We start from the raw sequence: 23,639 nt of genomic DNA on the forward strand, positions 1-23,639 counted from the left end.
ACAACACATGTCAAAGATCCCCGGCTTCGCGGGGAAGACCGAAAGGAACACGATGATCGTCATCATGGGAGCGTCCGGAACCACAGGCGGCGCGTTGCTACGCAGTCTCGCATCCTCGGGTGTGCCGAGCCGAGCGCTGTCCCGCGACCCGGACAGGCTGCGCGCCCACCTCGGCGATTTGGCCGACGGTTTGGTCGAAGTAGTGCGGGCCGATGCCGCAGACTCAACTTCGCTACGCACGGCTTTCGAAGGGGCTGAACAACTTTTCCTCGCCATGGCCAACGGACTCGAACAGGTCGAGCTCGAAACGCGTGTGATCGACATAGCCGCCGAGAGCGGCGTCGAACACATCGTCAAGATCTCCGACCCCGCCGCCGCGGCCGACTCCCCCATCGCTCTCTCCCGCGGCCACCATGCCGTCGGCGAACACCTGCGCGCATCCGGGATCCGCCACACTCTGCTCCGCCCCTATGCGTTCATGCAGAATCTGTTGCTCCTGGCTCCGGCGGTGGCTGCGCAAGGGGTGATTCTGGGCGCGATGCGGGACGCGCCGTGCAACTGGATCGACTGCCGAGATATCGGTGACGTCGCCGCGGCCGTGCTCACACGCGCCGACCTCGCCGGCGGTACCTACGTCCTGACGGGTAGCGAGGCAGTCGGCTACGGCGGCATCGCCGATTCTCTGACCCGCATGCTCGATCGCCCCGTCCAATATATCGACCTGCCACCGCACGAACTGCGGCAAAACCTCGTCGATCATGCCCACATGCCTCCGTGGCTGGCCGAGCACATTCTGGAGATCCAGCAACTTGCCGTCTCGCGCCCGGAGTCACCCACCGACACGGTGGCACGTGTCCTGGGGCGTGAGCCACGAAGCCTGGATGCGTTCCTGCGTGAGCATCTGGACCGTTTCCGCTGATTCACGCTGCGAGAGCAGCGCCGCCAGAAGTCACGCGGTTGATCAACGAGCCCACCGAATCCTGATCGGACCTCGTACGGATTCCGGGTCGACGACTTCGCCGCCCTGGGTGATCTGTACTTCGCCGTGGGCCACCATGTGGCGGGCAGCCTCTCGGACGGGTTCCATCAGCGGACGCCAATTGTCGGGTGCCGCTGCGCGGGCCACGTCGGAGGGGCAGATGCTCGACTCGGCCGATCGGGCACTGAGTAGTTCGCGGATCTTCGCCGCCAGTTCTTTCTCTTCCACCGTATGACCTCAGTTTCCGGTCGTGACCGTAGGCCTTCAACAGAGTATGAACCTTCGGTTCGGCGAGTTGTGGCGAAGGAATGGTGCACATCGATAATTATTGACGGCGTGGAGAATTCGAGTGCAACGCGCCGCGACGTAGTCCGAAAGTCGTATTCGGCCAGATCCCAGGAGTACACGGACCTCTTCGGCTCGATGGATTCGACGCACGTATCTGATCGGGACCTGGTGACCAGCTGGGCCGCCACTTTGACCGGCCCCGTACTCGACGCCGGGTGCGGGCCGGGGCAGTGGACAGACTTCCTGGCCCAGAGCGGGCTGGCTGTGAGCGGGATCGATCTCGTGCCCGAGTTCGTCGAACGAGCCCGCACCCGATACCCGGATCTTTCCTTCGAGGTCGGGGGCTTCGAGGCATTGGACGCGAAAACGAATTCACTGGGCGGCGTGCTGTCCTGGTACTCGCTCATTCACCATCACCCGCAAGATATCGAGGCACCGCTCGCTGAATTCGCGCGCGTGATCCGCCCAGGTGGTGGGTTGCTGGTGGGCTTCTTCGAAGGCGCAACCGTAGAGCCTTTTGATCATGCCGCGACGACTGGTTATCGATGGCCGGTGACCGAACTTGCCGAGGTGCTGGTCACAGCGGGTTTCGACGTGATCGAGACCCATACCCGGACGGGGAGCGGTTACAGGCCGCACGGCGCAATCACTGCCAGCCGGCGCGGCGTCGAATAGCGGATCGAGACAGCGGATCGAGACAGGGCGAGCAATTCTCTTTCATTCATTTCGTGTGAGTGGTGTGCTGGATGAGTCACTCCCCGGCTTTTTCAGCACCGGATCATCCACAGTTGAAAGAAGGCGCCATGACCACGATCCATCTTCACAAGACGACCACTGCGACGCCCGAACAGGTCCTTGCCGGCCTGACCGACTTCGGCCCGGGCCGTGAGGAAATCTTCGGCCGCAGTGCGGACAGCTACCTGAAAGTGCACCAACAAGGACCCCACGATGCTGATGTCACCGAGGGCTCCAGTGGTATCTGGGAGCGTCTGCACTACGACTGGACCGACCCGCACCGCGTCGTGATGACAACCACCGACTCCAACCTGTGGGGCGGGGCGTCGAGCCATACCTACACGCTGACCCGGCAGCCGACGGGCCTGACCGATGTCGATGCCGTCGTGGTCCGGGACGGCAAGAACCTCAAGGGAAAGCTCCTGGCGTCGGTACTCGGACTCGTCGGCACCCAAGTGCTGGGAAAGTCGTTCACGAAGTCCATCGATGCCATCGAAGCTCGCAACGGTGGCGCGAGCGGCGGCAACCCACAGTGACAAGAACCTGACGGACTGTCAGAGCGCTTCGAGGGCTTCCGTCATCTTCTTCACCGTCTCTGGTGCCACTTTGGCTTCGAATCCCGCCTTCAGGAGAGGCGACGCAATCTTGGCGGCACCGTTGAACTCGACGTTCGCGTGATATTCGATCTCGGTCGAGTTCGGACCCACCGAAGTCAAGGTGATGTCGTCGGTACTGGTGGCAGTCTTGTTCTTTCCTTCGAGAACAACGTGATTCAGCTCGTCGGTCACCAGCGTGTACGTCAGTTCCGTGGTGACGCCGAATAGCTTGGACACGTTGTGCCACTGGGTTCCGACGCCGACAGGACCGTCGGAGATCTGTGTGCAGCTCTCGGTGCCCGGATCCCACGTCGGCGCATTGGCGAAGTCGCGGAGAAACGCCGCAGCCTTTTCGATCGGTACCTCGGCGGTGAATTTGCGGGTGACGTCAACCATGCGGTGGGCCTTTCGGTTCATTTTTCGGCGGTAGTGCCGCGGTGAGAGTTCGTTCCGACGCCCGGGCTACCCAAACTCGACAAACGGTAACCGTCTTCAGAGGACTGCGCGGTCCAGTGGACGCGGAAGCGGATCGAGTGCGCCGGTCTCGCGCAGGCGCTCGTACGCCCGAACGACCCCATCGACGGCCCCGATCTGTAGCAACACGCCGCCCGGTAACGCGGCAACGCCTGCTGCGAGGTCACCCGGGATCGCGTCAGCGCGAGCGGACGAGAGGTAGCCGACTCGTCCGATCACGGGATCACCGACGCGATAGTCGGACTCGTCTTCGAGAGCGTCGAGGATGTTGTCGTCGGTGACGTCTCCGAAGTCCGGTTCCCACTCCGCGGCGAGCATCCGAAGTAGTTCTGTCTCAGGAACTTCGGCGGTGTCCGGCGCGCTGACGGCAAGAATCATCGACTGAAGGACGATTTCAGGTTCGCCGCCCGCCAACCCGGAGAGTTCGAGCCCCCATTCGGGCCCTCCACTGGATGCGAGCCTCAATCCGATTCCCAGACGATCCGACCAGTCTTCGGCGGCCTGCGCGTTCTCGAGGACCTGCGCCAACTGGTCGACGGTCACGGCAGTAGCAGGTCCAGCGGAATGGATCTGTTGCCACGACCCGCCGACCACCTCGGGCAACAGGAATTCGACTTGCTCCAACGTCCGACGCCACCGGGAGGCCACGGCCTGCACCGATTCCGGCCGTCGTCCCCAGAAAACTCGAATAGCGCGTCGTGTCATCGAGTCCTCCGGTAAGGATCGTCCATGGGTAGCCATAACCCGTCTTCGTGGATTTCGAGATCAGTGACGCCGCGGGTGAGAGCGTCGACGGCCGCGAGAACTGCAGGGCGCGTTTCGTTCTCGCGGCACAGGAGAGACCACGTCCAGATTGCCGCGGGGTCGATCACCGGACGTGCAGTGAGATCGCTTGGCAGCGTGATGGTCTGCCCTTTGGGCGAGTTGACGACCGGACGGCCGACGGCACGGACGTGATCGAAGAATGCCGGACCGGTGATACCACCGTCGTTGATGCGCAGGATCTGTGCGCCGGTATCGCGAGCGAATTCTTCGGCGTAGACGTTCCACGAATACCAGGAGGTGGTGTCGTCGTCGACGAGTACGACGACGTCGCGTGCCCGCACCGGTGTGGTGTCCTCTCCGGTGGAGACCGCGTACAGCCGATCCGCACCGAGCAGTCTTGCGCTCAGAGCATGTTGGGCGACATCGGTTTTCCGCACCCAGGCGATCGCCAGGTCGAGGCTGCCGTCCGCTACCCGCGCGGCCTGCGCGTGCGAAGGCACCACCCAGGCGTCGACGTGCAGTTGCGCGACCCCTGAAGTGCGCGCGATCAGATCCGTGGGGAGCCAATTGACGTAGCCGATCCGGACGGGCTCCGCTCCGGACAGACGCTCCGCGCGGCGTCGCAGATTCTCGGCACTCTCGAGTAGCGCACGGACATCAGGGAGCAAGGCGGCGCCGGCTGGCGTCAGAGCGACGGAACGGCGGTCGCGGACGAACAGCTTGACGCCGAGGTCGCGCTCGAGTGCCATGATCTGCTGCGACAATGACGGCCCGGCTATCAGTAGCCGCGCCGCGGCTCGGCCGAAGTGCAGTTCCTCGGCGACGACCTCGAAATATCTCAGCTGACGCAGCTCCACGATCCTTCATGCTACGTGCGGTGGGAGGTTGTGCCTATCAGTCAGGAGCAAAGCGGTCGTGGCGGTCCGGCGCGGCCGGGGCACACGATAAGACCATGACCACAATCCACAACGGCGTCTCCCCGCGAGCGCACGCTGTCCAAGCTGCCGCTGCGCTGGCGGCGAGCATGGGAATCGGTCGATTCGTCTACACACCGATCCTGCCGTTGATGCACACGCAGGCCGGTCTGTCCGCCTCGCTCGGCGCCACCCTGGCGACGGCCAACTACGTCGGGTACCTGATCGGTGCGCTCGCGGGAATCCTCATTCCCGGCGTGGTGCGCTCGGCAGCGGTGATGCGTACGTCGTTGGTGGTCCTCATCGCGACTTTGGCGCTCATGCCCACTACCCACGACGGATCCATCTGGTTCGCCCTGCGGCTCGTCGCAGGCATTGCCAGTGCCCTCGTCTTCATGATCGCCGTCAGCGCTTTGCACGCGCACCTTCGGGGGCAGTCCCAATTCTTGGCCGGATGGGGATTCGGTGGAGTTGGGTTGGGTATCGCCCTGTCCGGGGTCCTCGTGTTGGTCGTCCGCTTCATCGGTACCTGGAGTACAGCCTGGCTGGCATCTGCGGCCCTTGCAGTGGTGTGTGCGGTCGCAGCCTGGGGATTGACGCCGGAACCGCGTCCGATCATCACACCGGACGCGCCGGGAACTCCCAGTTCCCAACGCTGGTTCACTGCCTTGTTCATCAGTTATTTCCTGGAAGGCATCGGCTACATCATCGCGGGCACGTTCCTTGTTGCCGCAATCGATCTCGCCGCTCCAGAATGGGTCGGCAGCGGCGCTTGGATAGTGGTCGGTCTGGCCGCATTTCCCTCGTGCGCCCTGTGGGCTTGGCTCAGCCTGCGTTGGTCGAGGCCGACTCTGCTTCTCGTTGCCCTGTTGATTCAGGCGGTGGGCATAGCGCTTCCTGCTGTGATCGGAGGCGTCGGCCCCGCACTGATTTCAGCTTTCCTGTTCGGTGTCACCTTCCTTGGTATCGGGTCAATTGTGTTGGCAATCGGCGCGCACCTGCAGTTCCCACGCGCCGTGGCGTTGCTGACCGCTGGATACAGCGTCGGTCAGATTCTCGGCCCACTCGTTGTCACTCCGTTGCTGCGAGACGGGTATCGCGACGCTCTGCTGTTGGGTGCGGCCGTCGTTCTGGGCGCGGCAGTGGCCGCCGCGGCCTTGCGGTTCCGATTCCCTTCCGATCTCGATGCGGACCCTCGGACGGCCACCTCGACTGAGGAGGTAGTTTTTGATGTCAGATGACGAAACCGCCGGAGCACTACCCGACGTAGGACTGGAGATGTTCGAATGAGCGCACTCACAACCGATCTCGACCTGAAGGTCCCTGTCATCGCAGCGCCCATGGCCGGCGGCGCTTCCACACCGGCACTTGTTGCTGCTGCCTCTCGCGCAGGCGGTCTCGGATTCCTCGCCGCCGGGTACAAGACGCCTCAGGCTCTGTCCGACCAGATCGACACCGTGCGCGCCGAGGGAGTGTCGTTCGGTGTCAACGTCTTTGCGCCCAACCCGGTGCCTGTCGACGTCGATGCGTACCGTGCCTATACCAGGGCGATCCAGGTCGAGGCGGATCGCTACGGCATCACACTGGCTGACGGTGAGCCGGTCGAAGACGACGACTACTTCGAGGACAAGATCGATCTGCTCCTGGCCAGCCCGGTTCCGGTGGTCAGCTTCACTTTCGGCTTTCCCGCACCCGGCGTCATCAAGGCGCTGCGCGCTGCCGGTTCACTTGTCGTCCTCACTGTGACTTCGGAGGCAGAGGCGCTCCTTGCCGTCGACGCCGGTGCCGATCTGCTTGTCGTGCAATCGTCGGCTGCCGGCGGCCACTCCGGAACGCTCACTCCCCTGCAGGTTCCGGCAGAAACACCGATCACCGAACTGATCGCTCAGATCCGTCACCGCACCTCTGTTCCGCTATTGGCGGCCGGTGGACTGGCGACCTCCGCCGACGTCGCTGCAGCCTTACGTGCCGGAGCGGACGCGGCAGTGGTCGGTACCGTACTGCTGCGCACCGAGGAGAGTGGTGCCTCGGCTCCGCACAAGGCAGCTCTGGCCGACACGTCACGCGGGAACACGGTCGTCACAAGAGCTTTCACGGGACGTCCTGCACGGGCACTTCGGAACGAGTTCATCGATCACTACGACGCACAAGCGCCCATCGGGTATCCGGCCATCCATCACCTGACCAACCCGATGCGCAAAGCCGCTGTTGCGCAGGCAGATCCCGAGCGAATGCACCTGTGGGCCGGCACCGGCTATCGCCACGCGACGGAGGAACCAGCCGGGGTAGTGCTTTCGCGATTGGCTAACCTGTGACGGCGCGGACACCGGAAGCCGGATTGCCGGAAGTAGTGACATACGACGGGTTGCCCGGGTCCGCCGGTGGTGCACACTCGCTTCGAGTCAAGCGTCCCGATGTTGCATTTCAGCGGCTGCAGACATTCCTGGAATCCTGCACCGAACCAGTGTCTTTGCCGTCGTGGACGTTCGAGATCTACCAGAGTGGGCCATCCGAGCCGACCGCGCAGTTGTCATCGTTCGCTACCGAACTCTTCGGTGGGCCCCGCTACAAAGCGCAAACCCATACCGAATGGAACGTCCCACCTGGTTCTGTCAACGAAGCGCTCGATGCCCTCGTTGGTTGCGATGCGGTCACAACCCACGGACGTTCTGTGGCGGCGCTGACCTGCAGCGCGCCCGTACGCCTGATCGACCCCAACACCCGCGCGCCGTACCCCGACATCACCCCCGACACGTTCGGCCGTTTTGCCGTAGATGGATACGGCCGGATTCTCGGCGAGTCAGGCATACGCGCAACCCTCGGCAACGCGGCATCCTCACTGTCCCTGTGGCTCAACCTGCCTGCAGACGAACGGTTGTCGTCCGGTGCTCGTCACCTACAAGACCATCTCCCGTTCCGGTTGTCCGCGAAACACTGGCGTCTCTGGCGGCCGAACCGGAGCGGAGACTCGTATCGTTCCAACAAGATTCCGTCGCCGGTTCACGACCACGTTTGAATCACGCAGCAAGCATTTTCATCTCGGGCAGAGCTCGCCCATCTCGGAGACAATGCGATCAGCGCTGCGAACCACCCATACCGCGCGTCCGCCACGCAATGTCGGCATCAAGAGTCGGTCCTTCTCGGTGGGCCAGTGCACAAAGGGAAATCCGCCGGCCAGCTCGTCCTGGACTTCGCCGGCGATCAGGGCCGTCAACTCCTGTACAGGCTGTTCGATGTGCGGCCCGACGACCCTGACGCCGATCAGGGGACTGGTTCCTGCACTCTTGTGCTTCGGCCGTGGTCCAGCGTCGAGCGCGAGGTGGCAGTGGCCGTCATCGAGCATCGACACCGTCCACACGCAGTACTGCATGTACGTATCAGGGATGCTTTCACTATGGCACGTTGTCAGAATGCGTCTTCCTCGAGTTCCATGATCTCGTTGTCCAGGGAACCCAGGATTTCTTTCGTCGACGCCAGGATAGGCAGGATGTTTTTGGCGAAGTACGACGCGATCACTACCTTGCCCCGATAGAACGACCGGTCCTTTGCCGACGCGTCACGATCCAAGGCTGCCAACGCGACTTCCGCTTGCACCAACAGGCGCCATCCGATGAGCAGGTCGCCTACCGCGTACAGAAAGCGCACCGAGCCGAGGCCTATCTTGTACAACTCGGAGGGTTGGTCCTGGGAAGCCATCAGATAGCCGGTGAGCGTCCCGGCCATCTCCTGCACGTCGGTCAAGGCGGTCTCGAGTAGGACTCGCTCGGCCTTGAGTCGACCGTTCCCGGCCTCACTGTCGATGAACTCTCGTATGCGACCGGCTACGTGAGCGAGTGCAACGCCGCGGTCGCGTGCGATCTTTCGAAAGAAGAAGTCCTGCGCCTGGATCGCCGTGGTGCCCTCGTACAGGGTGTCGATCTTGGCATCGCGGATGTACTGCTCGATGGGGTAGTCCTGAAGATAACCGGAGCCGCCCAGGGTCTGCAGGCTCTCGGTGAGCAGTTCGTAGGCCTTCTCGGAGCCGACGCCCTTGACGATCGGCAGCAGCAGATCGTTGACCCGCGCCGCCAATTCGGCATCCGCACCCGAAACCAACTCGGCGACATCAGCATTCTGGTGTGCAGCGGTGTAGAGGTAGACCGCTCGGAGGCCTTCGGCGTAGGCCTTCTGCATCGCCAGGCTGCGTCGGACGTCGGGGTGGTGCGTAATGGCCACGCGGGGCGCGGTCTTGTTTGTCAGCTCGGTGAGGTCTGCGCCTTGAATTCGTTCTTTTGCGTACTCGAGGGCGTTGAGATAGCCGGTGGACAGTGTTCCGGTAGCCTTGGTGCCCACCATCATTCGAGCATTCTCGATGACCTGGAACATCTGGGCGATACCGTTGTGGACATCACCCACGAGCCAGCCGACGGCAGGAACGTCCGTCGCTCCGAAGGTGAGCTCGCAAGTTGGGGAAGACTTGAGGCCCATCTTGTGCTCGACGCCGGTGACGTAGACACCGTTGCGCTCTCCCAGTTCAAGTGTGTCCGAGTTGAAATGGGATTTCGGAACGTAGAACAGGCTCAAACCTTTGGTTCCTGGACCGGCTCCCTCGGGCCGGGCAAGCACCAAGTGGAAGAGGTTCTCGGCCGTGTCTCCGACGTCGCCGCCGGAGATGAACCGCTTGACGCCCTCGATGTGCCAGGTGCCGTCGTCCTGCGCGATTGCCTTTGTTCGGCCTGCGCCTACATCGGATCCGGCGTCTGGTTCGGTGAGCACCATCGTTCCGGCCCATCCGCGTTCGAATCCTTCTTTGGCCCAGTGTTTTTGCTGTTCGTTTCCGATGGTGTAGAGCACGCTCGCCATGAGTGGACCCATGTTGAAAAAGCTTGCGGATCCGTTTGCCGCGACCAACATTTCGCCGATCGCCCAGACCAACGGCGCCGGAGCAGGAACACCACCCATGCCTTCTGGTAGGCCGAGTCGCGACCAACCGGCCTCGTTCACCGCCTCGACCGTCTTGCGTAGAGGTTCCGGGACCACAACTGCGTGATTGGGTGCGTCGAATTCGGCAGGGTTCCGATCCGCGTCGGCGAAGGACGCGGCGACCGGGCCTTCTGCCAGTCTCGCTACTTCCGCAAGAATGTTGCGCACAGTGTCGGTGTCGAGGTCCCCGTATGCGCCGGCATCCAACAGTTCGCCGATCCCGAGCACCTCGAACAGATTGAACTCGATATCACGCACGTTGCTTTTGTAGTGACCCATTGTTCTCCGACCTTGGTTCGTCAGCAATACGATTCGTCAGCAGATACGGCTCGTCAGCAGTACACAAGAAAGCCTGCCCCACAAGGAATTCAGTACGCAACCGTAGGTAGAGACGAGTTTCGTTGCTACAAAGTAGCGCCGAGCCGCTCTCATTGAAACATTCACTCGTACAATCGGTTTCCGCTGGTGGGGGTGCATATCAGTCGCGTAGCATCCTCTTGGGTCAAAGCAGCTGCGCACCAATCGAAGTGCCCATCCTCACCTTCGGCATCAAACGCATTCGCTGTGATCAGTGAACATGCTGCTCGGTAAACCAAGAGCGCCTCTCGTTGGTAGCCGAGACGTTCCTCGATCGGCGTGGAGAACCCAGTTCTGTCTCGTGAGCCTTTGGTATCGGTCAGAGGGTGAGTAGCACTTTGGTGGCGCGCCGCTCGTCCATCGCCTGGTAGCCGGCGGCGGCGTCCTCCAACGGGAGAGTGAGGTCGAAGACGATGCCTGGGTCGATCTGGTCGGTCATGATGAGCTCGATCAGTTCGGGTAGGAATCGCCTGACCGGCGCGGGACCGCCGAGCAGGCTCACCGTCGCGAAGAACAGGTTCATGCCGTCGAGTTCGACGCCGTGGGATACCCCGACGTAGCCGACATGTCCGCCGGGGCGGGTAGCTCCGATAGCCTGCATCATCGATTCTTGGGTGCCTACGGCTTCGACGGTCGAGTGGGCGCCGTAGCCGCCGGTGAGTTCCTTGATCTTCGCGATGCCCGCGTCGCCCCGCTCTTCGACGATGTCGGTGGCGCCGAATTGCGTGGCGAGTGCCTGCCGGTCGGCGTGGCGTGACATGGCGATGATCCGCTCGGCGCCGAGTTGTCTGGCAGCGAGGATCGCCAGGAGTCCGACTGCACCGTCGCCGACGACGGCGACCGTTTTGCCTGGTCCGGCTTCCGCAGCTACGGCGGCGAACCAACCGGTGCCGAGTACGTCGGAGGCTGCAAGGAGGCTGCGAGCCTGCCGCTCGGTCGGCTCTCCGCGGACAGGGACGAGGGTGCCGTCCGCGAGCGGGATGCGAGCGTATTCGGACTGGGTGCCGACCGAGCCCATCATGACCTGGTGGATACAGCGAGACTGAAAGCCCGCCTCGCAGATTTCGCAGGTGTTGTCCGACGCGACGAACGAGCCCACGACGAAGTCCCCAACTTCGATGTCTTTGACCTCGGGGCCGACCTGTTCGACGACGCCCACGTATTCGTGTCCCATCGGCGTCGGGCCATTCAGCTTTTCGATGCCGCGATAAGGCCAGAGGTCGGAACCGCAGACGCAGGTGGCTGTAACGCGAATGATCGCGTCGGTCGGTTCGACGATCACCGGCGCTTCGATCTCTTCGACCCGGACATCGCCGGGGGCATGCATGACGACAGCGCGCATGACGTGGCTCCTCACCATCGGTTTCTTCGTGTCACTTCAACCTGATCACGATTCGGCGGCGGGCGGGAGTCCCGCGCGATAGTGGTACTGCGAGGGACTCCCTCGCTACCGGTCACTGACTTACGCTCGATGGCATGGACGATCGAGCGCAAGTACGCGAATTCCTGACCTCGCGGCGCGCCCGAGTCACGCCCGAACAAGTTGGACTGCCGGCCGGATCGAACCGCCGCGTGGAAGGTCTGCGTCGAAGTGAAGTGGCAACCCTCGCTGGCGTGAGCGTCGAGTACTACACGAGGCTCGAGCGCGGAGCGATCAGCGGCGCATCGCCCGGAGTGCTCGACAGTATCGCGAAGGCCCTACGACTCGACGACGCCGAGCGCGCCCACCTTTTTGATCTCGCGCACGCGGCAAGCCCGGTAGCCAGGCCCCCGCGTCGGCGAAATGCGAAGGGCTGGAAGCCCCATCAGAGCCTGCAGTGGGCGCTCGACGCAGTCACCGCAGGACCCGCTTTCGTGCGGAACGGTCGCATGGATCTTCTTGCGGTCAACCCACTCGCGCGTGCGTTCTACAAGGACCTTTACGACATGCCGGGGCAGCCCCCGAACATCGCGCGCTTCACGTTCCTCGACGAAAGGGCTTTCGAGTTTTATCCGGACTGGAACGCGTTTGCCGAGGTGACCGTCTCGATTCTGCGAACCGAGGCTGGGCGAGATCCGCACAACAAGGAATTGCACGATCTGATCGGTGAACTCAGCACTCGGAGTGAGGAATTCCGGCGTCGGTGGGGCGCGCACGACGTCCGCCATCACGGCACCGGATTCAAGACTTTTCACCACTCCGCCGTTGGGGAGCTGACGCTTGCCTTCGAAGGTTTGGAGATGGCCGCCGAGCCGGGGTTGACGCTCACGATCTACACCGCAGAGCCGGGATCGCCCTCCGCGGAACGGATGCAGCTACTCGCCTCGTTGGCAGCCAGTGAGAATGCGGACTCTGCTCCTCACGTGTCGGAGCGGTCGCTGACGGACGGCTGACGAACTGCGCGACGGTTGATCGGGTCGTCAGTTGACGACTTCGACGGTGGTGCGCTTCGTGCGTTCCTTGCGCAACAGGATCATCAGCGGCAGAAAGTAGAGAGCGGCAACGCCGGTGCCTACCAACACCGGCCCAGTGGCACCGAGACTCGAGGCGAACGCGAACCCGGCGATCCAGGAGCCGACCGCCGTGCCCAGATTGAACGACGAGGTGCTGAGAGCAGAAGCCATCGTCGGCGCCTGATCGGCATAACGCACAGCCATCCCGATCAGGATGGGATTGGTCGACATGCCGAATAGTCCCAGCATGACTACGAGAATCACCGTCACGATCACGTTGTGCGAGAAGAGGCAGAGCGCTCCGAGTACGAGAAACGTCATCGCTGCCGAGACGAACAAGACCCCGTACTGATGCTTCGCACCGAGTCGACCGCCGAGATTGGAGCCGACGAACGCACCGAGTCCGTAGCCGACAAGCACCAGCGGCACTGCCGACGCAGCAAGTCCGGTGTTCTCGGTCAACAGCGGAGAGATGAAGCTGTACGCCGCCAGCGACGACCCGCACACGACGGCGCAACCGGACAGAACGAGCCAGATGCGTCCGTCCCGTAGGCTGGCGATCTCCGCTCGCCAGGACGGCACCGCACCGGAGTCGGTGTCGGCGGGTACCAATCGGTGGACGACGGCCGCGGCGACGAGTGCGAGGGCGGCGAGGGCCCAGAAAGGACCACGCCACCCGATGCTCTGACCGGCCAGAGCGCCGAGCGGAACACCGATGACGTTCGCGAGCATGCCTCCACCCAAGACGATGCCGAGCGCGCGCGAGGAAGACGCCGGGCCTGCCGCTTTTGCTCCGACCACGGCGGCGACCGCCCAAAATGCGCCCGTCGCCACGGCTGTGAGGAAGCGGGCGCCGAGAATGAGTCCGAAGTTGGACGAGAGCGCGACGATGACGTGTCCGATCGCGAAAACAACCAGCGCCGAGCTCAAGGTCACGCGTCGGGGAACCCTGAGTGTCAAGATCGCCATCGCCGGCGTGCCGACGATCATTCCGAACGCGAAGACGGTGATCATCAGGCCGACGTTCGCGATCGACGTACCGAGGTCACCCGCGATTTCGGGAAGAATGCCGGCGACGACGAATTCGGTTGTACCCATCAAGAAAACTCCGACGGCCAGCACGTAGATCACGAGCGGCAGGCGGCCGGTTTCTTCGACGGTCGGGGCGGAAATCATGAGGTGGTCAGTTCTCTTTCTGTTGACGACGCGCATGTCGTGGCGCACCCGTCCAGGGCATCACGCCTGTCGCCTGCGAGGGAGTCCCGTTCGTTGGGGGTACTCGAAGGGACTCCCGGTGTGGCCGATTGCGCGCTACCGTCGGCGCAAAGACTGCCTGAACCCGGGAGACGCGCCCATGACACGACGACAGATCCGAGGACTGGGCGCCGCCGTGCTCGTCTCGGCCTTCCTGACGGCCTGCGGTAGCGAGGATCCTGAAGGGCCCCGTCCGCAGGCAAGCACGACAACACGATCGGCGCCCGCCGCGGCCTTCGGTGAACCCGAGACCGTCGCCGACGGCTTGGACGCGCCCTGGTCGATCGCATTCCACGGCGACACACCACTTGTCAGTGAGCGCGACAGCGCGCGAATCCTCGAACTCGACGCCGGCGGAAACAGCCGCGAGGTGGGAGTCGTCGACGGCGTCAGCCCAAGAGGTGAGGGCGGTTTACTAGGGATCGCAGTGCGTGAAAACCGCCTGTACGCGTACTTCACCGCGAACGGGGAGAACCGGATCGAACGCTTCGACATCATCGGTGCTCCGGGGGAATTCGCGCTCGGGCCGGCCGAGACGATTCTCGACGGGCTCGCTTCGGCCAACTACCACAACGGTGGTCGCATCGCGTTCGGCCCGGACGGGATGCTGTACGTGACCGTCGGTGATGCCGGTAGTCGAGACAGAGCTCAGGACCTCGACTCGATGTCCGGGAAAATCCTTCGAATGACTCCGGATGGCGATGTGCCGCTGGATAATCCATTTCCGAACTCGTTTGTCTACAGCTACGGCCACCGCAACTCCCAGGGCATTGCCTGGACCGAGGACGGCACGATGTACGCCAGCGAGTTCGGGCAGGACACCTGGGACGAGCTCAACAAGATCGAAGCAGGCGGAAACTACGGGTGGCCCGAGGTCGAAGGGATTGCGGGTGAAGACGGATTCATCGACCCGCTCCAACAATGGTCACCTGACGATGCCAGCCCCAGCGGAATCGCCATCCACGACGGCACGATCTACATCGCCAATCTTCGTGGTGAGCGACTCCGCACGGTGCCCTTGACCGATCCCGCGACCGCCGACGAGCAATTCGTCGACGAATACGGGCGCCTCCGTGATGTTGTAGTCGCACCGGACGGGTCGCTCTGGATGCTGACGAACAACACCGACGGACGCGGCGACCCCAACCCCGGTGATGACCGCATCATTCGGGTGCCGTTGCGCTGATGTCGATTTCCGGCGAACGCAGTACTTCCAGCCCGAGGATCCTCGCCGAAGCCGGTGATTCACTAATATCGTTACGACAGATGACGCGGGTACGGATCGGAGAGACAGCATGGGGACTTGGGGTTCAGGACCTTTCGACAACGACGTAGCGGGCGACCTGCTCAGCGCGGTACAGGCGGGTGACTACGATATCGACGATTACGCACGCCACCCCGACGACGGCTACCTCGATGCCGATGATGCTCAAACAGCTATTGCCGTCGCCGAGATCCTTGCGGTTGCGCACGGGGTTGCTCCGGCGCCTGTGCAGCTGGCCGAGATTGATGCCGCCGGGTACGCCGGAACCTTGAGTCCGGAGCAGAAGGCATGGGTCCTCACCGCACTCGCGCGTGCCGTCGCAGACAGCGACACGTCGGAGTTGTACGAGTTGTGGGAAGAAAACGGTCCGGAAGACCTCGCGGCTTGGCGGGCACCGATCCTGGGCAGATTGGCGAGTCTCAAAACGGTGGGATGAGTGTCACTCGTCAACAGTCCCTTGGTTACTCGGAGTTCGAAGACGACAGACTCCCCTTGACATACCGGGTGGTGTCGTCGGCGAGGATCTCAGCCAGCCCACGTTCGATGCCGTCCAGGGCCTGCGCGGCGACATCGGCCGGAGCGATCTTCTGTTCGGCCGGTACACCCGCAGCCATGTCGGTATCCATGTATGCAACGTGCAGTGCCGAGACGGCGATTCCCCGCGGCGCCAGTTCTTCTCGAACGGCGTCGGTCATCGCCCACGCCGCTGCCTTCGATGACGCGTAAGACCCGAGCGCAGCCGGATGGAACCAGGACAGCACCGAAAGAACGTTGAGTACTGTTCCGCCTCCGTTGTTTTCGACGACCGGAGTAAACGCCCGGGTCACGGCAAGCGGGCCGTAGAAATTGACGTCCATCTCGCGGCGAACGTCATCGATGTCGCCTCCGATCAAGGGTGCCGAGGTAGAGATTCCGGCGTTGTTGATCACCAAGGTCACATCCGATGCGATTTGCGCTGCGGCGGTGATCGATTCGGCGTCCGTCACGTCCAACCTCAGGGGGATGACGCCGGGCAGATCGACAGTTTCCGGATTGCGGGCAGCCGCGTACACCTTCGCGCCGCGCTCGACGAGCCCTGCCGCCAGATGGCGGCCGAGTCCGCGATTGGCTCCGGTGACGACCGCAACCGTCTTGTTCAGGTCCATGATTCTCCCAGGGTTGTGACTGTCGGTGACATTTAGATTATGAATCAAATCTAAGTGTGGGCTAGGATAGATGTCAAGTGAAATCCAAACTGGAAGGCGTTGTGATGGGCCGCGTATCGCAGCAACAAGCGGAAGAGAACCGTCGGCGCGTAGTGGAAACCGCAGCTCGTCTGTTCCGAGAGAAGGGCACTCACCTCAGCGTCGCCGACTTGATGAAGGCGTCGGGGCTGACCCACGGTGGTTTCTACAAGCAGTTCGCGTCCAAGGACGCGCTCATCGACGAAGCGACCACCCATGCCTTCGCTGAACTGGCGCAGCTGCACGCAGCAGGTCTCGAAAGGCACGCTGGCCAGCGTGACCAGGCTCGACAAGCCCTGATCGACAACTACCTCTCCGTGGAGCATCGCGACAATCCGGCAGACGGATGTCCCGCTGCTGCACTCGCCGCCGACATGGCACGCGAGCCGGCAGACAGTGAGGCCCGTCGGGTGTATGTCGAGGGGGTCGGTGATTTTGCCAAGGCGCTCGCGGATGAGGAGCATGACGGGCTGGTGCGTCTCTCGACCATGATCGGCGCTCTGGTCCTCTCGCGAGCCACCAAGGGATCGTCCCTCTCCGAGGAAGTCCTTGTCGCTGCTCGTGAAGAGCTCACCGGGTAGTCCAGGATGATCCGCGTACGGCCCGCTGACCCGGCCATGCATACTGACTGAGGTCTCTGTCAGCGATACCTTCGATTGCTTCGAGATCTGCAACGTCACTACCCGATGGCCGCAGGGAGAAGCGAGAGATGTTCACACCCACAGAATTTGGCAAAGTCTCGGTGCTGGTACCAGAGAACGGTGGGACCGTCCCCTTCGGAAACACCGTGGTCGTGCACGGATCCGAACGCACGCTGGTGATCGACCCGTCCCTCTCCCTCGACCGAGATCCCGTGGGCGCAGACCTCGTCTTCATCAGTCACGGCCACGAGGACCACGTTGCCGGTCTCCGGCATTTTCAAGCACCGACGTACGCGCACAACCTCGACGCACCGTCGGTCGCCTCCCTTGACACGATGCTCACAAATTACGGCCTCCGCCCCGAGGAGCGAGCTGAGGTCGAACATTCAATAGCAGCGCAGTACGGCATTCCCCCGACGCACGATGACGTTTCCGGGATCGCCGACGGCCACGTCTTCGACCTCGGAGACCGCACGGCGACGGTCATTCACCTACCTGGTCACACTCCCGGACATTGTGGCCTCCTCATCGAGCCCGACGGCTTCTTCTATGTCGCCGACATCGATCTCACCTCCTTCGGCCCGATGTACGGCGACCTGGGCAGTAGCGTCGACGACTTCCTCGCCTCCATCGACCGCGCCGCGGGCATCGACGCTCGGTGGTACGGCACCTTCCATCAAAAGGGCGTCGTCGAAGGCAGCGACGAGTTCCGTCGCCGGCTGACCGCCTACCGCGACAAACTGCTCAGCCGCGAAGAAAGACTCGTCCAATTTCTCGGTGAACCAAGGCAGTTGGAAGACATCGTCGCGCATCGCCTCGTCTACCGTCCGCACGTCAACGCGCCGTACGTCGATGCAGTCGAACGACGAACTGCGCAGCTGCACCTTCAGCGGCTCGTTGCGGCCGGTGCCGTTGTCACGCTCGAGGGCAACGTATTTCGGCGTGCATGAATGTGTCGTGTCATCCATTGGATGTGAACAGAGCGGGCAGAAGGGTGCAATTGTGGCGAGGGTAGTTGTTGTCGGCGCGAGCCGGGGACTTGGTCGTGCATTGATCGAGGGCTTGAGGAGCGATGGTCACGACGTTGTCGGTATTTCTCGTCGGCGCCCTGACGGGTTCGACGTCTCCGAGTGGATCGAAGCAGATCTGACCGACCCTGTTGCGGCAGCGAACTCGATCGACCAGGAGCTTGTCGGAGGTGTAGACACCCTGATTTGCAACGTCGGAATCTGGGAAGGGGACGCCTTCACTTCCGATTATGCGTTCACAGATCAATCCGACGTCGAAATGCTGGAAATGATCAACGCCAACATCACCGGCACGATCCTTTTGTCGAAGCGCCTGATCCCACGGATGATCGGGCGTCCTCGGCCTCGGATTTTCTTGACTGGTTCTACCTCGGGGCTCCCGCGAAGCGGTAGGCCGGAAGTTGCGTTCGGCGCATCGAAGTCCGCGATCAACGGCATTGCCGACGCCTTGAGAGAGGGCTACCGGAAGGACCGACTCGCAGTGACGGTCCTTCACCTCGGATATCTCAACACGGAAGATGGACTCGATGTGTCCCGAGACATCGCTGCCGCCCGCGGAGATGGGTCTCTGGTTCCCGTGCACGACGTCGTGGATACCGTGCGCTCCATCTCGAATCTGTCGTCTTCGTCATCGGTTCGAGAAGTGGTCCTTACTGCCATCGACGACACACGATTCTGAACGACAGCTACCGCTTCGGTCTGTGAATCCGATTGCCGAACAGATGTATTCAGAGAATATTGCCCTCGATGAAGATGAAGGCTCCCGCCAGGTACACCAGGGTGAGCCCCGTCAGGAGCCACGCCATGTACGGCCGGATGTAGAGGCGCCGCAGACGGTGCAATCGCAGGGAGGCTCGCAAGAACGCGCCTACGGAGCCGAGTAGCAGCATGAGGCTCGGGACGAAGACGGCCAGTCGGCGATCTTTCTGTGAGCACAGCAAGGTGTCGGTACCGAAGCATTCGCCCCGCCGGGAGCCCAACCAGACGATCGCGACAACCAGTGCCGCGGTAGCCAGAACGACGGACAGGCCGTACGTCAGGGTTCGCCTGTTGATCTTTCGCTCTCGGCGCTGAATTACATCTGGTGTGTCAGAACTGTCGGTCATCACACCCCCTTTCGAACATCGCACCTTACTTCGTGGATCGACGGCGGGAGAGGGCGTACAGCACTACTCCGACCGCCAAGAGTAATGATGCGCGCAACCACGTTGCGGCGCTCTGCTGGGTGAGCAACGCAACGCACGTACCGAGGGCGAGGATCGGAAAGATGATCGGTGTCCGGAAATGACTGTGTTGCACTGCGTCACGACGCAGAACCAGGACCGCGATGTTGGTGCTGATGAATACGAAAAGCAGCAGGAGTACCACCGTCTCTGCCAGGGCTGACAACGATCCGGTGACGCAGAGAGCCATGGCAACGGCTGTCGTTGCGATGATTGCCACCCAGGGGGTCCGGCGCCGCGGCAGCACGCGCGCGAATGCGCTGGGAAGCAACCCTTCCGACGCCATTCCGTACGTCAGCCTGCTTGCCATGATCATTGTCAGCAGTGCGCCGTTGGCGACGGCTACCAGAGCGATCAGGCTGAACAGGCGAGGCGGAACACCGACGTCGGCGGCTGACACCACTGCCAGTAAGGGGCCGGAGGACGCGGCGAGCTCGTCGGCGGGCAGCACCACCGAAACAGCCAGGCCGACAAGGACATAGGCGGCGCCCGCCGTCAACAGGGCTCCGAACAGTGCGCGTGGGTAGACCTTGCTCACGTTCTTCACTTCTTCGGCGACGTTCGCCGAGGTTTCGAAGCCGACGAACGAGTAGTACGCGAGGAGCGCCGCTGCCAACACGGCGAGTGCAGGCGATCGACTGTCGTCGAACTCCACGACACGGCTCAAGGTTCCGTCGCCGTGCCCGAGAACTACGCAGGCGAGGACGACAACCATGACGAGGCCGGTGACCTCCACGACTGTCATGACGACATTTGCGCGCATCGACTCCTTGATGCCTCTGGCATTGAGAAGCCCCACCAGGAGGAGGAAGACGAGCGCGGCCGGAACGGTCGGGACGTCAATGAAGGCTTTGAGATAGTCGCCGGAGAATGCGAGCGCGAGTCCTGCTGCACTCGTGACACCGGCCGCCAGCATCGAGAAGCCGACGAGGAATGAGATCAGCGGCTTCCGATACGCCCGTTGGGCGAATACTGCTGCACCGCCCGCCCGCGGATATTTGGTGACCAGTTCGGCATACGACGTTGCTGTCAGCAATGCCATGACGAGCGCTACGAGCAGTGGTACCCAGACGGCTCCACCAACTTCACCGGCGATGACGCCCACCAATGCGTAGATACCGGCGCCCAGGACGTCTCCGAGGATGAACACGAAAAGGAGTGGGCCGGTTATAGCCCGAGTGAGAACGTTCTTACTGCCGCCTTCATCTCCGCCTGCGGTTTCGTCCACGTTCTCGGCACCCGCGGCGCGTCGCATTTGCAAGGTTCGTCCTGTCTTCATGGTGACGTGCCGCCACCTCAGGAGCAGACATGTACCCATTGGTCGAAGTTTCAAACACGGGTCGGACGTGGATGCGTCGGCGCGTGCCGTCCCGTGCTTTCCTTGTAGGTGACTTGCATTGGGTGAACAACAGAAGTAGTGGCTGGAGGACGACGTGGACGAAACGACGGTTGCCGCGGTGATGGACGAGTTGCGTGCGCTCGAGGATCCGAAGGTGCGCGCAGTGAACGAGAAGCACGGTGACGATCACGGTGTGAACCTGACAAAACTGCGGGCAGTCGCGAAGCGACTGAAGACTCAGCAGGAACTTGCACAACAACTTTGGGCGACGGGCGATACCGCAGCGAGGCTGCTTGCCCTCTTGATCTGTCGTCCGAAGGCGTTCGAGCGTGACGAGTTGGACGTCATGTTGCGTGAGGCTCGTACTCCCAAGGTGCATGACTGGCTCGTCAACTACGTGGTGAAGAAGAACCCGCACGCGGAGGATTTGCGGGTGGCCTGGACCGCCGACTCCGATCCCGTGGTTGCGAGCGCCGGTTGGGCTCTGACTACTGAGCGCGTAGCGAAGAAGCCGGAGGGCCTTGATCTTTCAGGATTGCTCGACGTCATCGAGGCGGAGATGAAGGATGCCCCTGATCGCCTGCAATGGGCGATGAACCACTGCTTGGCCCAGATCGGGATCGAACATGCCGAGTACCGGGCCCGTGCAATCGACATCGGTGAACGTCTGCGGGTGCTCGAGGACTACCCGACTCCCCCGAACTGCACCTCGCCGTTTGCGCCGATCTGGATCTCGGAGATGGTGCGTCGACAGAGCGAGAAGTAGGTCAGCTAGCGCGACGTTCGAAACTGCGTCCGGTATCGCTGTGGACTGGTGCCGACCAAGTCTCGGAAGCGTTCGCGGAACGTGGTGACGGCATTGAATCCGACTTGTCCCGCAACACGTTCGATGGAGTGGTCGGTGGTCTCGAGCAGAAATTGTGCTTGACGGAGCCGCGCATGATGGAGCCACTGCAACGGCGTCGTACCGATTTGTTCCTGGAAGCGGCGGTTGAGCGTGCGGGTGCTCATCGTTGCCTTGGCTGCGATTGTCGTGATGTCGAGTTGCTCCCCGAGGTTCTCTTCCATCCAGTTCAGTAGCGGCCGAAGGGTTGTCCCGCTGGGTACGGGAGGTTCGTGGACGATGAATTGTGCTTGCCCTCCGGCACGTTCGAGCGGCATCACGCTCAGCCGCGCCGTGTCGGCGGCGACCGCAGACCCGTAGTCCTGACGGACCATGTACAGACACAGGTCGAGTGCGGCCGCGGCGCCGGCGGAAGTCAGGACGTGCCCGTTGTCTACGTAGAGAACGGCGGCATCGACGTCGATGGCCGGGTGCCGACGCGCCAACTCCGACGCAGCCGCCCAGTGCGTCGTCGCGCGAAGTCCGTCGAGCAAGCCTGTGTCGGCGAGTGTGAATGCACCGACGCACAGTGAGGCGATGCGCGTGCCGCGATCCGCGGCAGTTCTGAGGGCGTCGATGATCTCGGGGTCGATCGGCACGTCGAGATCGGCGGTGCCCGGGATGATGATCGTGCTTGCCTGGGCGAGACGTGACAGTCCGTGCGGTACTCGCATCGTGAACGTTCCGGTCTCCACCTCCTCGGTGAGCGCGCACACGGAGGTCCGGTACGCCGGTGCACCCGAGGGGAGCCTGCATCGTCCGAAGACTTCGAGGGGTGCCGCCAGGTCCATCGGCACCACCCCGGGCAACGCGAGAACTGCAACGTCATGCATGTCTGAAACGTAGCGTATGTGGCGCGAGATTCGGTGATCTCGTGTCTTGAAATATCCTCTCAACTGGTATTTCACAGAATGTGTGAGGTTGGCTGAAAGCCGTCGAAGGTTGGCTTTCAGCCGTCGCCATAGAGGTCAACTTCCTCCTACTGTCGTGGGAACAGCGACGTGCACAGGAGCGCGTCGCACAAAATCGGAGGTTGCAGTGCACGCGCAGATCGTGTTGTTCGACGGATTCGATCCCATGGATGTCGTGGGTCCGTACGAGGTGCTTTACGCCGGGGGTCTCGCCAGCGGTGGGGCGTTGAGCGTCGAACTCGTCAGCGCGGAGGGGCCTCGGACCGTCATGAGCGGCAGTGGTGAACTCGCTATGACCGCCACTGCAACCCTCGATGTCGAACACGCGGATCTGATCATCGTTCCCGGAGCATCGGGTCTCTTCGAACCCAATGCGGACCAGCCGGGTTCCAGCTTGCCGGAAAGGCTCGCGGCCACAACGGAAACCGAACTGCCTGTCATGATGCGCCGTGCACTCGACGATCCTGGTGTTCTCGTTGCGACCGTCTGTGGAGGATCATTGGCGCTGGCGATGGCGGGGCTTCTCGAAGGGCGTCGCGCCGTGACGCACCATCTTGCCGTGGACGCATTGGCGGGCGGCGGTGTAATTCCGATCCAGGCGCGAATCGTCGACGACGGTGACCTGATCACCGCCGGCGGTGTGACATCCGGTCTCGACCTGGGCCTGTATCTGCTGGAACGATGCCTCGGGCCTCGGATAAGTCTCGAGGTCGAAGCGCTCTTCGACTACGAGCGTCGAGGAACGGTGTGGTCGGCGAAGGGCGCCGAGCCTGTAATCACCTTCGCCCCGGACGCCGCGTGAATACGCTTGTGAGTACCGAAACGCGAGAAATCCCATGACCGGAATCCTGCTGTCCCTCCATGTGATTGCGGCCATTCTTGCCATCGGCCCTGTCGCTGTGGCAGCGAGTATGTTCCCGGTGGCGAGCCGCGCCGCGCTCGCCGATCCGGACAGCGCCAGTGTTGCGACGACGGGCATGCTGCATCGCATCGTTCGGGTGTATGCCACGATCGGCGTTGTCGTTCCGATGCTCGGTGTCGCCACCGCCGTCAATCTCGGAGTGCTCGGTGACCTGTGGATCCTCACCTCGATCGCACTCACCGTCGTTGCCGCCGTGATACTCACCGCGGTCGTGCTTCCCGCCCAACGGCTGACAATGGCGGCGATCGAAGGAACCGGGTCCGTTGTGGACGTCGCAACGCGGCTCACCCGTCGACTGGGCACCGCGACGGGAGTCTTCAATCTGCTCTGGGTCGTTGTCGTCGTGCTGATGATCTTTCGGCCAGGATCGACAACCGGCGTGTGATCCGAGGCGACATTTCACGTGTCGGAGGTAGTGACGCTTGACCTTGACACAGTGACAAGGGTT

General features: G+C 62.6%; 27 protein-coding genes. 15 read left to right on the forward strand and 12 right to left on the reverse strand.

Annotated features, from left to right (window positions below; all coding sequences use genetic code 11):
* The first annotated feature begins 7 nt into the window (after positions 1 to 7).
* Positions 8 to 919 (forward strand): NmrA family NAD(P)-binding protein, encoded by a 912-nt coding sequence (locus FEZ59_RS20910; protein WP_229756699.1) that lies wholly within the window; start codon positions 8 to 10, stop codon positions 917 to 919.
* 42 nt (positions 920 to 961) lie between these two features.
* Here the strand turns inward: FEZ59_RS20910 and FEZ59_RS20915 are convergent, their stop codons facing one another.
* Complete coding sequence (locus tag FEZ59_RS20915; RefSeq protein WP_021346052.1) at positions 962 to 1,207, reverse strand: DUF3253 domain-containing protein; 246 nt, start codon at positions 1,205 to 1,207, stop codon at positions 962 to 964.
* A gap of 108 nt (positions 1,208 to 1,315) precedes the next feature.
* On the opposite strand from FEZ59_RS20915, the gene FEZ59_RS20920 reads away from it, so the two are divergent.
* Both FEZ59_RS20920 and FEZ59_RS20925 read left to right on the forward strand, forming a co-directional pair.
* Entirely contained in the window at positions 1,316 to 1,942 is a 627-nt protein-coding gene (locus FEZ59_RS20920; protein WP_172933127.1) for a class I SAM-dependent methyltransferase, read from the forward strand.
* Between the two features lie 128 nt (positions 1,943 to 2,070).
* Entirely contained in the window at positions 2,071 to 2,538 is a 468-nt protein-coding gene (locus FEZ59_RS20925) for a hypothetical protein (protein WP_031331426.1), read from the forward strand.
* An 18-nt stretch (positions 2,539 to 2,556) separates the two neighbouring features.
* On the opposite strand, the gene FEZ59_RS20930 is transcribed toward FEZ59_RS20925, so the two are convergent.
* The 3 genes from FEZ59_RS20930 to FEZ59_RS20940 all read right to left on the reverse strand — a co-directional run bounded on the left by FEZ59_RS20930 (position 2,557) and on the right by FEZ59_RS20940 (position 4,694).
* Entirely contained in the window at positions 2,557 to 2,994 is a 438-nt protein-coding gene (locus FEZ59_RS20930; protein WP_007735601.1) for an SRPBCC family protein, read from the reverse strand.
* Between the two features lie 96 nt (positions 2,995 to 3,090).
* A complete protein-coding gene (locus FEZ59_RS20935; protein WP_021333256.1) occupies positions 3,091 to 3,777 on the reverse strand; it encodes a hypothetical protein in 687 nt (228 codons plus the stop codon).
* Positions 3,774 to 4,694 (reverse strand): LysR family transcriptional regulator, encoded by a 921-nt coding sequence (locus FEZ59_RS20940; RefSeq protein ID WP_021333257.1) that lies wholly within the window; start codon positions 4,692 to 4,694, stop codon positions 3,774 to 3,776. The genes FEZ59_RS20935 and FEZ59_RS20940 overlap by 4 nt, the downstream gene beginning before the upstream one ends.
* 95 nt (positions 4,695 to 4,789) lie before the next feature.
* On the opposite strand from FEZ59_RS20940, the gene FEZ59_RS20945 reads away from it, so the two are divergent.
* The 3 genes from FEZ59_RS20945 to FEZ59_RS20955 are packed head-to-tail and all read left to right on the forward strand — an operon-like array spanning position 4,790 to position 7,767.
* Positions 4,790 to 5,992 (forward strand): YbfB/YjiJ family MFS transporter, encoded by a 1,203-nt coding sequence (locus FEZ59_RS20945; protein ID WP_021333258.1) that lies wholly within the window; start codon positions 4,790 to 4,792, stop codon positions 5,990 to 5,992.
* Between the two features lie 45 nt (positions 5,993 to 6,037).
* Entirely contained in the window at positions 6,038 to 7,066 is a 1,029-nt protein-coding gene (locus FEZ59_RS20950; RefSeq protein WP_021333259.1) for a nitronate monooxygenase, read from the forward strand.
* On the forward strand, positions 7,063 to 7,767 hold the full coding sequence (locus FEZ59_RS20955; protein ID WP_080910248.1) for a hypothetical protein: 705 nt from the start codon (positions 7,063 to 7,065) through the stop codon (positions 7,765 to 7,767). The genes FEZ59_RS20950 and FEZ59_RS20955 overlap by 4 nt, the downstream gene beginning before the upstream one ends.
* An 18-nt stretch (positions 7,768 to 7,785) precedes the next feature.
* On the opposite strand, the gene FEZ59_RS20960 is transcribed toward FEZ59_RS20955, so the two are convergent.
* From FEZ59_RS20960 to FEZ59_RS20970, 3 genes are all read right to left on the reverse strand, one after another.
* Positions 7,786 to 8,094, reverse strand: a complete 309-nt coding sequence (locus FEZ59_RS20960) for a hypothetical protein (RefSeq protein ID WP_242459890.1) — start codon at positions 8,092 to 8,094, stop codon at positions 7,786 to 7,788.
* Between the two features lie 62 nt (positions 8,095 to 8,156).
* Positions 8,157 to 9,992 carry an acyl-CoA dehydrogenase gene (locus FEZ59_RS20965; RefSeq protein WP_172933128.1) on the reverse strand — a complete coding sequence of 612 codons (1,836 nt, stop codon included), beginning with the start codon at positions 9,990 to 9,992 and terminating at the stop codon, positions 8,157 to 8,159.
* Between the two features lie 397 nt (positions 9,993 to 10,389).
* Positions 10,390 to 11,412 carry a zinc-dependent alcohol dehydrogenase family protein gene (locus FEZ59_RS20970; protein WP_070795440.1) on the reverse strand — a complete coding sequence of 341 codons (1,023 nt, stop codon included), beginning with the start codon at positions 11,410 to 11,412 and terminating at the stop codon, positions 10,390 to 10,392.
* Positions 11,413 to 11,546: 134 nt separating this feature from the next.
* Here FEZ59_RS20970 and FEZ59_RS20975 point away from each other — a divergent pair, with 134 nt between their 5' ends.
* Positions 11,547 to 12,443 (forward strand): helix-turn-helix transcriptional regulator, encoded by an 897-nt coding sequence (locus FEZ59_RS20975; RefSeq protein WP_007735613.1) that lies wholly within the window; start codon positions 11,547 to 11,549, stop codon positions 12,441 to 12,443.
* Positions 12,444 to 12,470: 27 nt separating this feature from the next.
* Here the strand turns inward: FEZ59_RS20975 and FEZ59_RS20980 are convergent, their stop codons facing one another.
* Positions 12,471 to 13,679 (reverse strand): MFS transporter, encoded by a 1,209-nt coding sequence (locus tag FEZ59_RS20980; RefSeq protein ID WP_172933129.1) that lies wholly within the window; start codon positions 13,677 to 13,679, stop codon positions 12,471 to 12,473.
* A 178-nt stretch (positions 13,680 to 13,857) separates the two neighbouring features.
* Here FEZ59_RS20980 and FEZ59_RS20985 point away from each other — a divergent pair, with 178 nt between their 5' ends.
* Complete coding sequence (locus FEZ59_RS20985; RefSeq protein ID WP_172933130.1) at positions 13,858 to 14,943, forward strand: PQQ-dependent sugar dehydrogenase; 1,086 nt, start codon at positions 13,858 to 13,860, stop codon at positions 14,941 to 14,943.
* A 109-nt stretch (positions 14,944 to 15,052) separates the two neighbouring features.
* Entirely contained in the window at positions 15,053 to 15,457 is a 405-nt protein-coding gene (locus tag FEZ59_RS20990; protein ID WP_046379594.1) for a DUF4259 domain-containing protein, read from the forward strand.
* Between the two features lie 25 nt (positions 15,458 to 15,482).
* Here FEZ59_RS20990 and FEZ59_RS20995 read toward each other — a convergent pair whose 3' ends face one another.
* The gene (locus FEZ59_RS20995) at positions 15,483 to 16,166 is read right to left on the reverse strand and encodes an SDR family oxidoreductase (protein ID WP_046379593.1); all 684 of its coding nucleotides are present in this window, start codon (positions 16,164 to 16,166) and stop codon (positions 15,483 to 15,485) included.
* A 77-nt stretch (positions 16,167 to 16,243) separates the two neighbouring features.
* Here FEZ59_RS20995 and FEZ59_RS21000 point away from each other — a divergent pair, with 77 nt between their 5' ends.
* The 3 genes from FEZ59_RS21000 to FEZ59_RS21010 all read left to right on the forward strand — a co-directional run bounded on the left by FEZ59_RS21000 (position 16,244) and on the right by FEZ59_RS21010 (position 18,592).
* Positions 16,244 to 16,825 carry a TetR/AcrR family transcriptional regulator gene (locus FEZ59_RS21000; protein WP_232816829.1) on the forward strand — a complete coding sequence of 194 codons (582 nt, stop codon included), beginning with the start codon at positions 16,244 to 16,246 and terminating at the stop codon, positions 16,823 to 16,825.
* A gap of 128 nt (positions 16,826 to 16,953) precedes the next feature.
* Positions 16,954 to 17,835, forward strand: coding sequence for an MBL fold metallo-hydrolase (locus FEZ59_RS21005; protein ID WP_020909662.1), 882 nt, complete (start codon positions 16,954 to 16,956; stop codon positions 17,833 to 17,835).
* Positions 17,836 to 17,887: 52 nt separating this feature from the next.
* Positions 17,888 to 18,592, forward strand: a complete 705-nt coding sequence (locus FEZ59_RS21010) for an SDR family oxidoreductase (RefSeq protein WP_097386658.1) — start codon at positions 17,888 to 17,890, stop codon at positions 18,590 to 18,592.
* A 49-nt stretch (positions 18,593 to 18,641) separates the two neighbouring features.
* Here the strand turns inward: FEZ59_RS21010 and FEZ59_RS21015 are convergent, their stop codons facing one another.
* Positions 18,642 to 19,019: a hypothetical protein gene (locus FEZ59_RS21015; RefSeq protein WP_020971303.1), complete on the reverse strand. Its 378-nt coding sequence runs from the start codon at positions 19,017 to 19,019 to the stop codon at positions 18,642 to 18,644.
* Positions 19,020 to 19,044: 25 nt separating this feature from the next.
* A complete protein-coding gene (locus FEZ59_RS21020; RefSeq protein ID WP_020971302.1) occupies positions 19,045 to 20,391 on the reverse strand; it encodes an APC family permease in 1,347 nt (448 codons plus the stop codon).
* A 178-nt stretch (positions 20,392 to 20,569) separates the two neighbouring features.
* On the opposite strand from FEZ59_RS21020, the gene FEZ59_RS21025 reads away from it, so the two are divergent.
* The gene (locus tag FEZ59_RS21025) at positions 20,570 to 21,241 is read left to right on the forward strand and encodes a DNA alkylation repair protein (protein ID WP_097386660.1); all 672 of its coding nucleotides are present in this window, start codon (positions 20,570 to 20,572) and stop codon (positions 21,239 to 21,241) included.
* 5 nt (positions 21,242 to 21,246) lie between these two features.
* On the opposite strand, the gene FEZ59_RS21030 is transcribed toward FEZ59_RS21025, so the two are convergent.
* Positions 21,247 to 22,191, reverse strand: coding sequence for a helix-turn-helix domain-containing protein (locus tag FEZ59_RS21030; RefSeq protein WP_019745972.1), 945 nt, complete (start codon positions 22,189 to 22,191; stop codon positions 21,247 to 21,249).
* A 205-nt stretch (positions 22,192 to 22,396) separates the two neighbouring features.
* Between FEZ59_RS21030 and FEZ59_RS21035 the strand changes: the two genes are divergently transcribed.
* Both FEZ59_RS21035 and FEZ59_RS21040 read left to right on the forward strand, forming a co-directional pair.
* Complete coding sequence (locus FEZ59_RS21035; RefSeq protein WP_172933131.1) at positions 22,397 to 23,071, forward strand: DJ-1/PfpI family protein; 675 nt, start codon at positions 22,397 to 22,399, stop codon at positions 23,069 to 23,071.
* A 34-nt stretch (positions 23,072 to 23,105) separates the two neighbouring features.
* Positions 23,106 to 23,576 carry a DUF2269 family protein gene (locus tag FEZ59_RS21040; protein WP_172933132.1) on the forward strand — a complete coding sequence of 157 codons (471 nt, stop codon included), beginning with the start codon at positions 23,106 to 23,108 and terminating at the stop codon, positions 23,574 to 23,576.
* The last annotated feature ends 63 nt before the right edge of the window (positions 23,577 to 23,639 follow it).

Origin of the sequence: Rhodococcus sp. MS13, assembly GCF_013277835.1 — a bacterium.
Lineage (GTDB): Bacteria > Actinomycetota > Actinomycetes > Mycobacteriales > Mycobacteriaceae > Rhodococcus_F > Rhodococcus_F erythropolis.

Bases quoted from the DNA above. Each gene is read 5' to 3' on its own strand.
- FEZ59_RS20910 (WP_229756699.1), top strand. From the start codon at position 8: ATGTCAAAGATCCCCGGCTTCGCGGGGAAGACCGAAAGGAACACGATG.
- FEZ59_RS20925 (WP_031331426.1), top strand. From the start codon at position 2,071: ATGACCACGATCCATCTTCACAAGACGACCACTGCGACGCCCGAACAG.
- FEZ59_RS20930 (WP_007735601.1), bottom strand. From the start codon at position 2,994: ATGGTTGACGTCACCCGCAAATTCACCGCCGAGGTACCGATCGAAAAG.
- FEZ59_RS20935 (WP_021333256.1), bottom strand. From the start codon at position 3,777: ATGACACGACGCGCTATTCGAGTTTTCTGGGGACGACGGCCGGAATCG.
- FEZ59_RS20945 (WP_021333258.1), top strand. From the start codon at position 4,790: ATGACCACAATCCACAACGGCGTCTCCCCGCGAGCGCACGCTGTCCAA.
- FEZ59_RS20950 (WP_021333259.1), top strand. From the start codon at position 6,038: ATGAGCGCACTCACAACCGATCTCGACCTGAAGGTCCCTGTCATCGCA.
- FEZ59_RS20960 (WP_242459890.1), bottom strand. From the start codon at position 8,094: ATGCTCGATGACGGCCACTGCCACCTCGCGCTCGACGCTGGACCACGG.
- FEZ59_RS20965 (WP_172933128.1), bottom strand. From the start codon at position 9,992: ATGGGTCACTACAAAAGCAACGTGCGTGATATCGAGTTCAATCTGTTC.
- FEZ59_RS20970 (WP_070795440.1), bottom strand. From the start codon at position 11,412: ATGCGCGCTGTCGTCATGCATGCCCCCGGCGATGTCCGGGTCGAAGAG.
- FEZ59_RS20975 (WP_007735613.1), top strand. From the start codon at position 11,547: ATGGACGATCGAGCGCAAGTACGCGAATTCCTGACCTCGCGGCGCGCC.
- FEZ59_RS20980 (WP_172933129.1), bottom strand. From the start codon at position 13,679: ATGATTTCCGCCCCGACCGTCGAAGAAACCGGCCGCCTGCCGCTCGTG.
- FEZ59_RS20985 (WP_172933130.1), top strand. From the start codon at position 13,858: ATGACACGACGACAGATCCGAGGACTGGGCGCCGCCGTGCTCGTCTCG.
- FEZ59_RS20990 (WP_046379594.1), top strand. From the start codon at position 15,053: ATGGGGACTTGGGGTTCAGGACCTTTCGACAACGACGTAGCGGGCGAC.
- FEZ59_RS20995 (WP_046379593.1), bottom strand. From the start codon at position 16,166: ATGGACCTGAACAAGACGGTTGCGGTCGTCACCGGAGCCAATCGCGGA.
- FEZ59_RS21005 (WP_020909662.1), top strand. From the start codon at position 16,954: ATGTTCACACCCACAGAATTTGGCAAAGTCTCGGTGCTGGTACCAGAG.
- FEZ59_RS21015 (WP_020971303.1), bottom strand. From the start codon at position 19,019: ATGACCGACAGTTCTGACACACCAGATGTAATTCAGCGCCGAGAGCGA.
- FEZ59_RS21020 (WP_020971302.1), bottom strand. From the start codon at position 20,391: ATGCGACGCGCCGCGGGTGCCGAGAACGTGGACGAAACCGCAGGCGGA.
- FEZ59_RS21030 (WP_019745972.1), bottom strand. From the start codon at position 22,191: ATGCATGACGTTGCAGTTCTCGCGTTGCCCGGGGTGGTGCCGATGGAC.
- FEZ59_RS21040 (WP_172933132.1), top strand. From the start codon at position 23,106: ATGACCGGAATCCTGCTGTCCCTCCATGTGATTGCGGCCATTCTTGCC.